Annotated in this window: 1 protein-coding gene; it reads right to left on the bottom strand. The window is 50.4% G+C overall.

Annotation, left to right across the window (positions count from 1 at the left end):
• Positions 1-627 (bottom strand): hypothetical protein (locus HJV72_RS18780; RefSeq protein ID WP_208073378.1); only part of this gene is annotated, 627 nt, incomplete at both ends.

Consider the following 627-nt stretch of genomic DNA (forward strand, 5'->3'; position numbering starts at 1 on the left):
TCCAGCTTATTCCCCCCTGCGTCATAGGAAAAGACTTTGATCGTCTCTGCCGGATTATCTTCCAGGGAAAGGTCGAATGATTTCAGGACATCTACGTTAACCTCTTTTTCATTGCCATTCACAGGTTCGTATCCTATTGTTACTTTTACGCCGGCATACTTGTCTTCCGGCTGCAGATTGGTCCCTGCTTCACTTAACAGTATATTTCTCGGTATGGTTATATAGGAATCGGGTGTGATATCCTTCCACACGGCCTGAAGCTGTATGCTCTTATTATTTGCACCAGGCCCTGATGCAAATTCGTAGGCTGCCGGCTCCGCCCCTTGTTTGATCATGTAGCCCGGTTTTGGCACCCAGCCTCCGGAGTCGTCAAGCTCCTTGACCGTCCAGTAATCGAGCACCTTTCCTGCCGGACACTGGGATGCCGTCGGGAACTGGATGGCCGCCCTGTTATGTCCATCGTAAGTTCGATAGACGGTCGGATCCTCGATACCTGTAAATGGGCTTCCATCCTCCTCCAGATAAGTGACCGTCAGCCCACGGTCATATGCCACCCTGGCGAGCTCCTGATCATCCTCTGTCACTTTAGGCACGGAAGTCGTATTATCACTGTTCAGATAATACGTA

Source organism: Extibacter sp. GGCC_0201, assembly GCF_017566055.1.
GTDB lineage: Bacteria > Bacillota > Clostridia > Lachnospirales > Lachnospiraceae > Extibacter.